General features: G+C 44.2%; 14 protein-coding genes. 9 read left to right on the plus strand and 5 right to left on the minus strand.

Annotated elements, in window-relative coordinates:
- The coding region (locus tag M1L23_RS14130) for a hypothetical protein (RefSeq protein WP_252628083.1) at nt 1–291 on the minus strand (291 nt) is incomplete at its 3' end.
- A 287-nt stretch (nt 292–578) separates the two neighbouring features.
- Between M1L23_RS14130 and M1L23_RS14135 the strand changes: the two genes are divergently transcribed.
- The 3 genes from M1L23_RS14135 (at nt 579) to M1L23_RS14145 (ending at nt 2,201) form a co-directional block, all read left to right on the plus strand.
- The gene (locus tag M1L23_RS14135) at nt 579–854 is read left to right on the plus strand and encodes a hypothetical protein (protein WP_252628084.1); all 276 of its coding nucleotides are present in this window, start codon (nt 579–581) and stop codon (nt 852–854) included.
- A 45-nt stretch (nt 855–899) separates the two neighbouring features.
- Nucleotides 900–1,349 (plus strand): copper chaperone PCu(A)C, encoded by a 450-nt coding sequence (locus M1L23_RS14140; protein ID WP_252628085.1) that lies wholly within the window; start codon nt 900–902, stop codon nt 1,347–1,349.
- A 75-nt stretch (nt 1,350–1,424) separates the two neighbouring features.
- Nucleotides 1,425–2,201 (plus strand): TIGR04219 family outer membrane beta-barrel protein, encoded by a 777-nt coding sequence (locus M1L23_RS14145; protein ID WP_252628086.1) that lies wholly within the window; start codon nt 1,425–1,427, stop codon nt 2,199–2,201.
- Here the strand turns inward: M1L23_RS14145 and M1L23_RS14150 are convergent.
- Entirely contained in the window at nt 2,198–3,034 is an 837-nt protein-coding gene (locus M1L23_RS14150) for a TIGR03899 family protein (protein ID WP_252628087.1), read from the minus strand. The two genes, M1L23_RS14145 and M1L23_RS14150, sit on opposite strands and share 4 nt — an antisense overlap.
- Nucleotides 3,035–3,187: 153 nt before the next feature.
- On the opposite strand from M1L23_RS14150, the gene M1L23_RS14155 reads away from it, so the two are divergent.
- Entirely contained in the window at nt 3,188–5,398 is a 2,211-nt protein-coding gene (locus M1L23_RS14155) for a GGDEF/EAL domain-containing response regulator (protein ID WP_252628088.1), read from the plus strand.
- Nucleotides 5,399–5,447: 49 nt separating this feature from the next.
- Here M1L23_RS14155 and ppa read toward each other — a convergent pair whose 3' ends face one another.
- Together ppa and M1L23_RS14165 are read right to left on the minus strand one after the other, a co-directional pair.
- Nucleotides 5,448–5,972 (minus strand): inorganic diphosphatase, encoded by a 525-nt coding sequence (gene ppa / locus M1L23_RS14160; protein WP_252628089.1) that lies wholly within the window; start codon nt 5,970–5,972, stop codon nt 5,448–5,450.
- 48 nt (nt 5,973–6,020) lie between these two features.
- Nucleotides 6,021–7,013, minus strand: a complete 993-nt coding sequence (locus tag M1L23_RS14165) for a class 1 fructose-bisphosphatase (RefSeq protein ID WP_252628090.1) — start codon at nt 7,011–7,013, stop codon at nt 6,021–6,023.
- Between the two features lie 159 nt (nt 7,014–7,172).
- Between M1L23_RS14165 and mpl the strand changes: the two genes are divergently transcribed.
- Genes mpl through trmB form a run of 5 tightly spaced genes read left to right on the plus strand, consistent with a single transcriptional unit; the run spans nt 7,173 to nt 11,596 of the window.
- Nucleotides 7,173–8,546 (plus strand): UDP-N-acetylmuramate:L-alanyl-gamma-D-glutamyl-meso-diaminopimelate ligase, encoded by a 1,374-nt coding sequence (gene mpl, locus M1L23_RS14170; RefSeq protein WP_420840644.1) that lies wholly within the window; start codon nt 7,173–7,175, stop codon nt 8,544–8,546.
- Complete coding sequence (locus M1L23_RS14175) at nt 8,543–9,202, plus strand: flavin prenyltransferase UbiX (RefSeq protein ID WP_252628092.1); 660 nt, start codon at nt 8,543–8,545, stop codon at nt 9,200–9,202. Before mpl ends, M1L23_RS14175 begins: the two co-directional genes overlap by 4 nt.
- A 3-nt stretch (nt 9,203–9,205) precedes the next feature.
- Complete coding sequence (locus tag M1L23_RS14180; protein WP_252628093.1) at nt 9,206–10,138, plus strand: ABC transporter ATP-binding protein; 933 nt, start codon at nt 9,206–9,208, stop codon at nt 10,136–10,138.
- Between the two features lies 1 nt (nt 10,139).
- Complete coding sequence (locus M1L23_RS14185; RefSeq protein ID WP_252628094.1) at nt 10,140–10,913, plus strand: ABC transporter permease; 774 nt, start codon at nt 10,140–10,142, stop codon at nt 10,911–10,913.
- Nucleotides 10,913–11,596: a tRNA (guanine(46)-N(7))-methyltransferase TrmB gene (trmB, locus tag M1L23_RS14190; protein WP_252628095.1), complete on the plus strand. Its 684-nt coding sequence runs from the start codon at nt 10,913–10,915 to the stop codon at nt 11,594–11,596. Before M1L23_RS14185 ends, trmB begins: the two co-directional genes overlap by 1 nt.
- 5 nt (nt 11,597–11,601) lie before the next feature.
- On the opposite strand, the gene panP is transcribed toward trmB, so the two are convergent.
- Nucleotides 11,602–13,242, minus strand: coding sequence for a pyridoxal-dependent aspartate 1-decarboxylase PanP (gene panP, locus M1L23_RS14195; protein WP_252628254.1), 1,641 nt, complete (start codon nt 13,240–13,242; stop codon nt 11,602–11,604).
- Between the last annotated feature and the right edge of the window lie 18 nt (nt 13,243–13,260).

Below are 13,260 nucleotides of genomic sequence, written 5' to 3' on the forward strand. Positions count from 1 at the left end.
CCAGGGTAGGTCAGGCACCGCCTGACGAATAGAGGCATGGCCTGCCGTAAAACGTGACCACCCACCCAAACCATCGCATGGCCTATCGTTCACCAATGGTGCGGCGTAAGGCGGTGCCTTACCTACGGCTGTGTTGGTTCCATGATACCCGTAGGGCAGGCATGGCCTGCTGCAATATTCCATAACGTAACATCCACCAAAGGCGCGGCGTAAGGCAGTGCCTTCACGTACGGCGGTGTTGGTTCCATGATACCCGTAGGGCAGGCATGGCCTGCCGTAACACGTGACCATACCCGATGCCATTCCATTACGTAACGTTCACCTAAGGCTCGGCGTAAGGCAGTGCCTTACCTACGGCGGTCACGATTTGGGCTGTAGCAATGCCTGATAAAAAGCACTAATAGTTGGTTAAAAGCACTAATAAGAATAATTTTAATTACCATCGTATTTATATAGTATTGATAAATATAGTTTTTGCAGGGTTGGCACAGGTATTGAATATTATTGATGTATACGTAAATTAATATGGCTTTTACCACTAAGGTTAAAGCTAAATGTCCATCAGTGAGGTTACAAGCATGAGAGCGCTTTGTATTGTTTTTCTAGTATTAGCAGGTATTTATTTTGCCCCAGCAATAATTGCGGGCTTGTTTGGTGTTGTTGTTTCGGTTGGCGTGTTGTTATTAATTGCCGCCATTGTTTATGGAATTGCGTTTGTGGTACTAGGTAGTGTGTTTATGGCGGGTTTAGTGGCGCTTGGTGTTATTGCCTTTGCTACCTTAGGTGCTTGGTTGCCGATTGTTTTAGCCTGTTTGCTCATAATTTGGTTGGTAAAGCGTACCATTACTGCGTGAAATTAGTTATTGTAATGTCCTCGAAAACAAGGACATTGAAACAATATGCGTAAATTAATGTTAACTGCACTAATACTGAGTTTTTTTGTTTCGCCAATATTTGCAGCTGATATAGAAGTTGAAGGTTTGTGGCTGCGCGAGACAATTCCAGGGCAACCTCATGGGGCTGGGTTTGGAAAGCTGCGCAACAACACCGAGTTTGATATGTTTCTAATTGGGGGCAGTATATCGGTCGCTGAAGATGTTGAAATACATCAGCATGTTATTGAAGGTGAGCAAATGCGAATGGAGCAGATTGAAGCCTTAATGGTACCGGCGCAAGCGCATGTGCGGCTGCAGCCAGGTGGTTATCATGTGATGCTAATGAACCTAAAACAGCCACTTGTTACAGGTGATGTGTATGACCTAACATTAATTTTTAGTGATGGTTCAACAGTAGTGGTACCAGTGCCTGTGCAGTCTTTAGTGCAAAATCACAGCCATCATAATCATTAATCAGTTATGAAAGCTTAAGCGAAAGTCTTATTCATGTAGTACAATTAACCACATACATTGAATAAGGGATTCGCCATGAAAAATAACAAACTAGTAATTGGTGCGGTAACTCTTGGTATTTTGGCAGCAAGTAGTTTTTCTAGCCATGCAGACTTGTTGTTCGGGGTTCACGGTGAAGTGCAATACTGGCAGGCAAAAAATAGCGGCAGTTTTGGTTCATCGTTAACGAATGACAACTGGTCTTGGAAAGATGAGGGTGCGACCCGCTTAAGTTTAAGTTTCAATCATTTTTTACCATTTATTCCAAACGTAATGGTAGAGCGCCAGCTTTTAAAAAGCACGGGTACCTTGCCACATATACAAGATTACACTTTTGGTAATACGGTATATCCAGCGCCTGTGGGCGGGGCAGCAGCAAGCTTAATTACAGACTGGGATTTAGGGCACGATACTCTAACCCTTTATTATCGCCTATTTGACAATAGCTTAATCGAGTTCTACTTCGGTGTTTCTGCTAAGAAGTTCAATGGCGACATGTTGTTAAATATTGATGGAACAAAGTTAAGGCGTGACATAGATGAAACTATTCCTATGGGCTACTTGCGCTTAACTGCGGGGCTACCATTAACAGGCTTATCTATACGAGCACAAGGGCATCCAGTTTCTCTAGGCGATCATGATTCATACGACATGGAAGCTTCATTGCGCTATGAGTTTTTAGACACCTTAGTACTAGATGGTGTGCTTTCAGTTGGTTATCGTACTTTTAGTATTAAATTAGATAACGCTACAGGTTTATATTCCGATTTTGAAGTAAAAGGGCCGTTCGTAAACTTGTCTTTGCACTTTTAAATTACCTCTTTATGGAGCAGAAACTTCCCAGCGAAGGTCTGCTCCAGCTCATCCCAATACATATCATTAAAGGTTGCGCTGATTAACCGGCATAACTCTTCACCTATGGGTGTATAACGAAAATAAGTTATTACTAAATCATTAACTAAGGGGGTTAAAAGTACCCGTTCATTAGATAATGTAAGCGGAATTCCTTTTTTTGGCTGTAAAACCCCTGTTTCTATCATATCTGCATGCAGTAGGCCGAGATCGACCAAACTTAGTATGTCTGGGTAATTAAGTCCGCACTTAGAAAGATTTACCTGCTGTGTCAGCGGGTTCAATAGCAGCTTCATAAAGCGTGGTCGTTGCTGGTAACCAATAATAATTTTGTGTCGTGCTAAACGTTTTTCATAGGCGGTAAAAGCTTTGGCCTTCCTGAATATCACTGCTTCGTAAGGTGTTAACTCGGCTAAAACCTTTAAAGCACGCACTGAAAAACTACCTGGTGTTTGGCTTTCCATAAGCAGCACTCGAGACCAGAGCTCTTGCATACGGCTATTTGAACTTTTTTCTGCTAATTCTAGAAAGCGCTCAAGCCAGTCTGCTTCAGGCTGAGTAATAGAGGTGATCCTATCACTTCGGTCTAAAGTAAGTTGCACTATGCGCTCTATATTAGCCTGATGGCGCGCATGTAACACTTGCTGCCGCTCTTGCGCCCTATGCTCTAGGCCTACAATGCCAGGTAATCCAGCCGAAGGTAATTGTAACCCGAGCTCTTCTAAACTTTGCATAAGCCGGCTACGAGATCGGCATGGCGTGATAATATGTTGTGTATGGCGAGCACTACGCATCGCTAGCCCCTTGTCATTAGTATTGCCCCTAACTAATACTATCGGCCAATGGCTGGAAATATTTACCAGCTATACTTAAATAGATTTAATTAGCTACACTGGTGCATAGTGGTGTAATAAAATTGAATTGAATAATTGGCTAAGGAGTGCGGTATGTATTCGCGCAGTACTAATGTAGGCATACCTACATTACAAGGAAGCTCTAGTGCTTCAGCCTTGAATAAGAAGCGCCCTTGGCGTGTGCTTATAGCCGATGATGATCATGAAGTACATGCGGTTACTAAACTTACTCTTGCCGATATTGTTATTGAAGGTCGTGGAATTGAGTTTTTAAGTACCTATAGCGCCAAAGAAACAATAGAAACACTACGCCAAGAACAAGATATAGCAGTGGTACTGCTTGATGTGGTGATGGAGTCTGAAGATGCAGGGCTGCGTGCAGTGAAAACCATACGAAAGGTGCTTTACAACGAAAAAATTCGTATTGTACTCCGTACAGGCCAGCCAGGTTATGCGCCAGAAGAACATGTAATTACTAATTACGATATCAATGATTACACCACGAAGTCTGAATTTACCCGAAATAAACTGCTAACCACAGTGGTTACGGCTCTTCGCTCCTATCAACAAATTTGTACCATAGAACAAAATCGGCTTGGGTTAGAAAAAATAATAGGCGCTGCCGCTAACCTAATGGAACGTAATTCTTTAGTAACCTTTTCTGAGGGAGTTGTTACTCAATTAGCTTCGTTGTTGGGCATGAAGCCGGAAGGACTATTATGTGTTGGTAGTCATAATCGCAATGCAGAAAGCATGCTAGTGCTGGGTGCGGCAGGTGATTACGCTCATTCTATTCAACAACCTTTAGCTAGCATTAATAACGAGCGGGTAGAACAGGCTATTAATGCATGCCAACAACAAAAAGTTCATTTACTGTTACCCGATGCTCATGTGTATTACATCGGTAGTAAAGATATTGAAGCCGTAGCCTATTTGGATACAAGTCGATTACTGGAGGAGTTTGATCAACAAATGTTAGAGATTTTCTTAGCTAATATCGCTATTGGCTTTGAAAACGTAAGTTTATTTGAAGAACTACGAACAGCGGCATATCGCGACGTGCTAACAGGCTTACCAAATAGGACTGAATTCAGCCGTTTGCTCCAGTTAAGTTTTGACGCTAATGAAGACAAAATATTCGCTATTTGTGATGTAAGTCACTTTAGCGATGTGAATGAAACATTAGGCCAAGATATTGGTAACCAGCTACTAAATAAAATTGGCGAGCGTTTTAGAGCTTGTTTTTCAGCTGAAGTAACCGTAGCGCGTATTGGCGCGGATGTTTTTGGGCTAATTGGTTCACGAGATGAACTTACCCCGGAAAGAATTTCCGGCATATGTCGAGAGCCCTATAAGGTTGAAGATGATCGTATTCCAGTGCTGATGATGGCAGGCCTTACCCAACGCTATAATGCTAAATCAGGGTTAGATATTCTCAAACAGTGCTATTTAGCCTTAAAAGCCGCGAAACAGCATAAATTAACCGGCTATGCTTATTTTCACCCCAGCATGGAAGCAGAAACCGCTCGCCGATTAGACTTAGTACGGCGGTTAAGAAACGACTTTCGAGCTAACAAACTACAGGTTTGGTATCAACCGCAAGTTGAGCTCACAACATTACGAGTAGTGGGCTTTGAAGCACTACTAAGGTGGCCGCAAGACGATGGCAGCTTTATTACACCGAGTGAATTTATTCCTTTGGCGGAATATTCTGGTTTAATTGTGGAAATAGGCGCTTGGGTACTCGAAGAAGCGTGTCGAACTTTGCAAAGCTTAAGCGAGCTATGCGGGGAAAAAGTACGAATGGCCGTGAATGTGTCGATACCGCAATTTAGAAATGTAGACTTTCCTAGGCAAGTGGCACGAGTTTTAAAGCAATATCATTTACCGAGCGAACGGCTTGAGTTAGAAATTACCGAATCAATTGTGATGGATGATCCCACCACGGTAATAGAGATTTTAAACACACTGCAGCGGCAAGGTATTGGCATAGCAATAGATGATTTTGGCGTAGGGTTTTCATCGTTGAATTATGTCCAAAGCTTACCTATTAATAAACTGAAAATAGATCGCGACTTTGTTAAGAACTCAGTAACAGAAAGCGGAGCAATTATTATTGAAACGATTACTCGTATGGGGCAGCGGTTAGGCCTTATTACCATTGCAGAGGGTATAGAAACAAAAGAACAACTAGAATACTTTCGAGGGTTGTCGGTTGTAGAAGCGCAAGGCTTTTTATTTGCTAAGCCGTTACCACTTGCAGAGTTAAAAGCGTTACTAAAAAATGGGCCTTATTGTAGTTAAATTACAAAGTAGGCTTCGGCAAAAGCCGAAGCCTATCAACTTATAAGCTTTATTCTGCGCGATCGAATGATGAAACTATTTCGGCTTTCGCAGCTGCAGCGTCAGCCCAACCATTAATTTTTACCCATTTGCCTTTTTCAAGGTCTTTGTAGCGTTCAAAGAAGTGTACAATCTGTGCTTTTAGCAACTCTGGAATATCGTTTACATCTTTGATGTGGTCGTACTCTTGAGTGAGTTTGCTTATTGGCACGGCAAATATTTTTGCATCTTCACCTGACTCGTCAGTCATGTTTAGTACGCCTACTGGGCGACAAGTAATTACAGTTCCTGGTGCCAGTGGGTAAGGTGTCGGCACTAAAACGTCTACCGGATCGCCGTCTAATGAAAGAGTTTGATTCACGAAACCGTAGTTGCACGGATAGAACATAGGGGTCGACATAAAACGGTCAACCCAAACGGTACCTGTGTCTTTGTCGACTTCGTATTTAATCGGATCAGCGTTAGCTGGGATCTCGATAATGACGTTAATTTCTTCAGGAAGGTTTTTGCCTGCGGGTACGTCACTCAAACTCATAATAATTTCCTTTTCCAAAAAGTAAGAATAATAAAGTTGTGCTTAAAGCTAGCCGTCTAATCGCGCACATTTAATGTTTTTGTAGTAATCAAGACAAGTGTTCACTTCTTTGCGCGAGCCCATAATGACAGAAACGCGCTGGTGAATGTCGGTGGGTTGAAGCGACATAATTCGTTCATAGCCAGTTGACGCTCGGCCGCCTGCTTGTTCAACTAAAAAGCTCATTGGATTGGCTTCGTAGAGCAAGCGTAGTTTGCATGGCTCTTTTTCATTTCGGCAATCGGCAGGGTAGGCAAAAATACCGCTTCGCGTAAGAACGCGGTGAACGTCGGAAACCATAGCGGCATTCCAGCGCATGTTAAAATTCTTCTTGCGTACGCCTTCGGTGCCTTTTAAAACGTCTTCAATATAAGCTTGCATAGGTGCCGCCCAGAAGCGCTGATTGGACATGTTAATGGCAAACTCTTGCGTTTCTTCTGGAATTGTTAGTTTTTCAACCGTTAGTAAAAACTCACCAACGCGGTGGTCGAGGGTATAACCGCGTACACCTTGTCCGGTAGTAAGTACTAACATGGTTGACGGGCCATATAGGATGTACCCAGCAGCTATTTGTTCGTCACCGGTTTGGAGAAAAAGCTCTTTTCCTTCAGCTGCATGTTTTGGTTTTTCCAAAATACTAAAAATAGTACCAACCGACGAGTTAATATCAATATTTGAACTGCCGTCTAATGGGTCGAAGGCAACTAAATAGCGCGCATCGGGATTGCCCATAACGACGAAGTCTTCTTCTTCAGAGGCAACCGCATGAACTAAATTGGTTTCAAGTAGCATGTGTTTAATTAGCTGGTTTGACACCACATCAAGTTTTTTTTGGGTTTCACCCTGAATGTTTTCGTCAAGGGTCGAGCCCAATGTGCCGGCTAAGCTTCCTTGGTGCAAGCGGTGAGATATCTCTTTTGCAGCCGTCAGAAGGGTATTAATTACGGATATGAGATGGAGCGGCACGTGGTCGCTATTCAGTACCGGAATTAAACGTTGCATAGTGAGCCTCGCGTTAACTAATAATATGCGTTGAAAAACGCCCGATAGTGTAACGGATTTGCTTTAAAAAAGCCCTACTAAAGTAACACTTTGTGCGGATGAATCGTGCTTCTTGCAGTGTTACAATGACTTATTCTATTTATAGCAGGGGCAATGGCTTTGACCAAGCACATTCATATACTCGGTATTTGCGGTACGTTCATGGGCGGGCTTGCTTCTTTAGCGCGTGATTTAGGTTATCGCGTTACTGGTTGGGACCAAAACGTATACCCGCCTATGAGCACCCAATTGGAAAAACTGGGCATAGAACTTACCTCTAGCTTGAGCACTGAACAATTTATGCCAGCACCAGACTTAGTTATCATAGGTAATGCCATGAGTCGTGGGCATCCATTGGTTGAATATGTGCTGGAACAGGGTTTAGCCTTTCAGTCAGGGCCTCAGTGGTTGGGCGACAATGTGTTGCGGCATAAAAAGGTTCTGGCAGTAGCAGGTACTCATGGCAAAACTACAACCGCAAGTATGCTGGTGTGTATTCTTGAACAAGCGGGCTTGCAGCCAAGTTTTTTAGTGGGTGGGGTAGTAAAACCTTTTGAACAAACAGCCCGCCTTACCGACAGTAAGTACTTTGTTATTGAAGCCGATGAATACGACACGGCTTTCTTTGACAAGCGCTCGAAATTTGTACATTACTTTCCCAATGTTTTTGTAATTAATAATCTTGAATATGACCATGCAGATATATTTGCCGACTTGGCCGCAATACAAACACAATTTTCGCATGGCTTGCGGTTAGTGCCCCAATCGGGGTGTGTTATTGTGCCGCAGCATGAGCCGGCAATTGCCGCAATACTTAAGCGCGGCTGCTGGTCGCCAGTAGAATATATTAATGATGTGAACGCTTGGTCGGTTACCGATGTAGCAGCTGATGGCTCTGCTTTCACCGTATGTTTTAAAAACGTACCTTGTGGGCAGGTTGTATGGGGCCTGTTAGGCACACACAACGTTAGTAACGGCCTTATGGCAATAGCCGCAGCGTATCAGGCAGGTGTTGCAGCAGATACAGCCTGTGCGGCTTTAGGCAGCTTTACCGCTCCCGCCCGCCGCATGGAAACCATTGGTGTTCATGCCAATATACAGGTGTACGACGACTTTGCTCATCACCCTACTGCTATTGAAACAACATTACAGGGTCTTAGGGCCAAGGTTGGTGCAAATGAGCGTATAGTGGCTATCTTTGAACCACGCTCAAACACCATGCGCGCAGGTGTACACCAAGGCAAGCTAGCGCCAGCTTTTGCCTTGGCGGATAAAGTGTATGGGCTACAGCCTAGCGAAGCAGGTTGGTCTTTAGCCGACGAAGCCAACCAGCTCGAAAAGTGGGCCATTGCTGATTCAGTGGGTGCGCTGGTGGAGCAAATTTTAGTAGCAGAACAACAGCCAGGGCATTGGGTAATTATGAGCAATGGTAGCTTTGGGGGTATTCACCAGCTATTACTTAAAGCGTTAAAAGCGCGAGAGGAACAAGCATGAAACGGAACGACGCGCGCATTACCTTAGCCATTACAGGTGCTTCAGGTGCACCCTATGCCCTGCGGCTATTAGAATGCCTAGTAGCGCAAAAGCAGCAAGTTATGGTGCTAATATCAAGTGCTGCCAAAGTAGTGTTTGCCACGGAAGAGAATATTCAAATTCCCAGTGGCACAGAGCGCGCCGCAGAATTTTTACGCACGCGACTGCAACAGCAAGGGGTTGAAGTTGCTGAAGAACAAATACAAGTATTTGGTAAACAAGAATGGTTTTCACCGGTGGCTTCGGGTTCTGCAGCGCCTAAACGTATGGTTATTTGCCCGTGCTCTACTGGCACCCTAAGCGCAGTGGCTACAGGTGCAAGTGACAACCTTATAGAACGAGCTGCAGACGTGGTATTGAAAGAGCGTGGCCAACTTATTTTAGTCCCTCGTGAAATGCCTCTACATGCGATTCACTTAGAACATATGCTCAAATTGGCGCAAATGGGAGCCACTATTATGCCTGCGTCGCCTGGGTTCTATCACCAACCACAAAGCATTGACGATTTAATTAACTTTGTGGTGGCTCGAATTCTTGACCATTTAGATTTAGACCAATCATTAATAGGCCGCTGGGGCTACACACTAGCTCAGCCGCAAATAGGTAAGGAGTTGTAGTACATGAATTGTGCACTTGAAATAACGGGGTTACGCAAAACCTATAAAGGTGGCATGGAAGCACTGAAAGGAGTAGACCTTAAAGTAAAAGAAGGTGACTTCTACGCCTTGCTAGGACCAAATGGGGCGGGAAAGTCGACCACAATTGGTATTATTGCCTCGTTGATTAATAAAAGTTCAGGCTCGGTTAAAGTATTTGGCTACGACCTAGACACCCAAATTTCCGATGTGAAAAAACAGTTGGGCCTAGTTCCACAAGAGTTCAACTTCAACCAGTTTGAAACGGTTCTGCAAATTGTTGTTAACCAAGCGGGTTACTACGGGGTAAAGCGTAGCATAGCCAAAGAGCGCGCTGAAAAATACCTCACCCAACTGGGTTTGTGGGACAAGCGTAATGATCGCGCTCGCACTTTATCGGGTGGTATGAAGCGTCGGTTACTTATTGCGCGGGCGTTATTGCACGAGCCACGTTTGCTTATTCTTGATGAACCGACCGCAGGGGTAGATATTGAGCTACGCCGCAGCATGTGGGAATTCCTAAAGAAAATTAATCGAGAAGGTGTCACTATTATTTTAACTACGCACTATCTTGAAGAAGCTGAAATGCTGTGCCGCAATATCGGTATTATCGATAAAGGTGAAATTATTGAAAATACCTCAATGAAGTCGTTGTTGAGTAAATTGAACGTGGAAACCTTTGTATTAGATATGGCGCCCATTGAAGGGCCTATAAACCTAACCAGCGTAGTAATGCGTCAGCTCGATGACCATACCATCGAGGTTGATGTGCTCAAGGAAGAAGGATTGAATAAGGTGTTTACAGAACTAACCGAGCAGGGGCATAAGGTGCTTTCCATGCGCAATAAAGCCAACCGGCTAGAAGAATTATTTGTGCATTTAGTAGAGCAGGGCAGAATGACAGAGGAAACCGCATAAAATGGTAAATTTAATTCACTTTAATGCACTAAAAACCATTTGGATTAAAGAATGTACTAGGTTTCTACGAATTTGGATTCAAACGTTAGTACCCCCAGCGATTACCATGACACTTTATTTTGTTATTTTTGGCAATTTAATTGGTGAACGAATAGGTGAAATGGGCGGAGTGTCGTATATGGAGTTTATTGTACCTGGCCTGATTATGATGTCGGTTATTACAAACTCCTATTCGAACGTTGCGTCATCGTTTTTTAGCGCTAAGTTTCAGCGTAATATTGAAGAAATGCTCGTTGCACCAGTGTCTAACTTAACCATAATTTTGGGCTATGTGGGTGGCGGAGTGGCACGAGCAACTTTAGTTGCCATTATTGTTAGCTTAGTGTCGAGCTTTTTTGTGCCGTTAAACATTCAAAGCTATAGCATGATTATTGTTACCGTACTGCTAACAGCCACCTTGTTTTCCCTGGCGGGGCTGTTAAACGCTATTTTTGCAAAGTCGTTTGACGACATTTCAATTATCCCCACTTTTATTTTAACGCCACTTACCTATTTAGGTGGGGTATTTTACTCGATTACGTTACTGCCTGAATTTTGGCAGTCGGTGTCGAAAATAAACCCAATTATTTATATGGTGAATGGTTTTAGAGCCGGTTTTATTGGGGTGTCAGATGTGGCGCCAAGCATTGCTATTATGGTTCTTGTTGCCTTTAATGTGGCTTTCTTAACACTAGCTTGGATGTTACTAAAGCGTGGTACAGGAATTCGTACTTAATGCAGTATGAAGCACGAGCAGTTACCAGTAATCAAGACGGCGTCCATGACGACTTGCCGGCTTTAGTGCGGCGTTACCAGCAACACCGTTTTTTAAAGCCGGTGGCAAAACACAGCCAAGAAGCTTTCGACGCCGTTGCTGAGCAAGTTGCGCATTGGCGTGGGCCACTGGTGCTCGACTCATGCTGTGGGGTTGGGGAAAGTACCGCCGTGCTTGCAAGCCGCTTTCCCGATGCGCTAGTTATTGGTGTCGATAAGTCGGCCCACCGTTTGCAGCGTAATTTGCAACACCAAGGCAAGGCAGCAGGCGCACCGTATTTATTATTACGTGCCGATCTGAATGACTTTTGGCGTTTGGCAGCAGAGGCTAGTTGGCAGCTTGATCAACACTTTTTGTTATACCCGAACCCGTGGCCAAAACAAAAGCATGTAGGGCGCCGCTGGCATGGCAGTCCAGTATTGCCGTCGCTAGTACAGCTTGGTGGTGAATTAACGGTGCGCAGTAATTGGCAGATTTACATAGATGAGTTTGCCACCGCATTAGAATTATATGGCATAGAGTCTCAGTGCCAACAGTTAGCAAGTAATATCGACCCCATTACGCCCTTTGAACGTAAATACCAAGCAGCGCAGCAAGCACTGTGGCAGCTGCGTGCGAACTTAACAGCAAAGGGCTCGTTATAACTTATTCATAACAGCCCGACAGAATGGGCCTTGGCCATTATTTCCGCTTGCAAACGGGGTGCTTGTGCGGCTATTTCGCGTTGCTCAATAATAATGTCATGCAGCATTTCTTCTGTGGTAAGCGGGTTGGCTAATACAGTGCGAAATACTACGGTTGCCTCATGGTGATATTGACTAGGAGTAAGTTTAGTTCGTGAGACAAACGATTTACCCGATTCACGTTGGCTTTTTTGAATAAAGCGAATGAGCGAGTTCAGCAAGGGGGTTATGGCTTGTACTTGCTCTACCGAGGCGCTTTTTAATGGGGCTTTTAATGCCGCCGGTATAAAACGGTAGGTAAGTAAGCACAATTCAGGGTAGGTAATTACTTCAAAGTCGTTTTGTTCTTCAATTACCCCGGCGAAGTATTCAGCTTTTTTAATGCTTTTATTGATTAGTAATTCAAAACCCTGGCGGCCAATAACATGCAAGGCGGAATAAACTAACATAGCCATGCCGGGGCGCGAGCCTTCTAGCGTATGGCTACCTAAGTCTTTTGAGCCGCGCCGAATAACATATTCAGCATGGTATTCAATAGAGTCGGCTAAATGGGGGCTTTTAAATAACACCATGCCGGCGCCCATAGGCACATACATTTGTTTATGGGCATCAATGGTAACACTGTCAGCACGATTAATACCGTGCATGAGGTGGCGATACTGCTTTGACAGCAAGGTTGCGCCGCCCCAAGCGGCGTCTACATGAAAATGAGTATCGTATTCGGCAGCTATGTCTGCCATAGCATTGATAGGGTCGATATGGCCCGTTTCAGTAGTGCCCGCAATGCCTATAATAGCCATAACTTTACCGCCACTGTTAGTAACGTTTGCACAGGCGGTGCGTAGAGCTTCAATTTTAATACGGTTGTTTTCGTCAGTAGCAATAGCTATTAAGTTTTTGCGCCCAATACCGAGTAAGTCGGCGGCTTTTGAAAGCGAATAATGGGCCCGTTCTGACACTAATATAACTAAACGGTTATAACCATAATGTTGCAAACCTGCAACTAAGCCTTCAGCTGTAATACCAGTAAAAGAGCCTTGGGGAGCTAAAACACGGTTTCGAGCAACCCATAGTGCGGTAATATTGGCCACGGTTCCGCCCGAGCAAAAAGCACCTAAAGAATGTTCGGCGCTGTGCATCCAAGTGGTATAAAAGTGTTCACTTTCCTCGTAAACTAGGTGGTGCAACATACCTAGTACTTGCCGCTCAAGCGGAGTGAATGCTTTAGAGGTTTCAATTTTAACTAGATTTTGATTGAGGCCAACCATAAGTTTAGCTAGCGGCAATAAAAAATAAGGCAATGCCGAGGTCATATGACCAATAAACCGAGGCGACGCCGTATGCACTGAATGAGCTACTAGCTTGTTTAGCAGTACTTCGGTGTGATCAGACACGAATTCCGGTTGTTCAGGAATACTACTGGCGGCAAAGTCTCGCTCAATTTCTTGTAGCGGCTTTTCTTTTGCCACAATATGGTTGCTCAGAAAACCTTCAAGGTTTTCTGATAAATGCCGTTCAATGCGGCCAAGGGTTGAGTCGGGTGCTTCAGGAACGGTAAATATGCGATGCAAAGACTCAACGGTGGCTTCTGCCGGCTGTTTAGGCATGGTCAAGGTAACTTCTCC

This window comes from Aliidiomarina quisquiliarum (genome assembly GCF_023922585.1).
GTDB classification, from domain to species: domain Bacteria; phylum Pseudomonadota; class Gammaproteobacteria; order Enterobacterales; family Alteromonadaceae; genus Aliidiomarina; species Aliidiomarina quisquiliarum.